We start from the raw sequence: 838 nt of genomic DNA on the forward strand, positions 1-838 counted from the left end.
GGAAGTCCGGGCCCAGGTCTTCACGTTCGCACGCGAGTCTGACAATGGCACGCAGGTAGTCGCCGCGGTCACCGGTGTCATAGCGGCGGCCCTTGAAGACGACGCCGTGCACCGGTCCGCCGACCTTCTCGTCCTCGGCGAGCTGCTGGAGGGCGTCGGTCAGCTGGATCTCGCCGCCGCGGCCCGGCTCGGTCTTGCGGAGTATGTCGAAGATGTGCGGGTCGAGGACGTAGCGGCCGATGATGGCGTAGTTGGAGGGCGCGTCGGCCGGGTCGGGCTTCTCGACCAGTCCGCCGATCCTGACGACGTCGCCGTCGTCGGTCGCCTCCACCGCCGCGCAGCCGTAGAGGTGGATCTGCTCGGGCGCGACCTCCATGAGCGCGATGACGCTGCCGCCGTACTGTGCCTGGACCTCGACCATGCGCTGCAGCAGTGGGTCGCGCGGGTCGATCAGGTCGTCGCCGAGCAGCACCGCGAAGGGCTCGTCGCCGACGTGCGGGGCGGCGCACAGCACGGCGTGGCCGAGGCCCTTGGGGTCGCCCTGGCGGACGTAGTGGATCATCGCGAGGTCGCTGGACTCCTGGACCTTGGCCAGCCGGCTCGCGTCGCCCTTCTTCTGGAGGGCGGACTCCAGTTCGTAGTTGCGGTCGAAGTGGTCCTCCAGGGGACGCTTGTTGCGCCCGGTGACCATGAGGACGTCTCCGAGGCCGGCGGTCACGGCCTCTTCGACCACGTACTGGATCGCCGGCTTGTCGACGACCGGCAGCATCTCCTTGGGAGTGGCTTTGGTGGCCGGCAGGAACCGGGTACCAAGCCCGGCCGCGGGGATGACAGCCTT

General features: G+C 69.2%; 1 protein-coding gene. It reads right to left on the reverse strand.

Annotation, left to right across the window (positions count from 1 at the left end):
- Nucleotides 1–838: UTP--glucose-1-phosphate uridylyltransferase GalU (gene galU, locus ABEA26_RS36095; protein ID WP_345598314.1), on the reverse strand; the 838-nt coding region annotated here is incomplete at both ends.

It is taken from the genome of Streptomyces marokkonensis, assembly GCF_039539045.1.
Classification (GTDB): domain Bacteria; phylum Actinomycetota; class Actinomycetes; order Streptomycetales; family Streptomycetaceae; genus Streptomyces; species Streptomyces marokkonensis.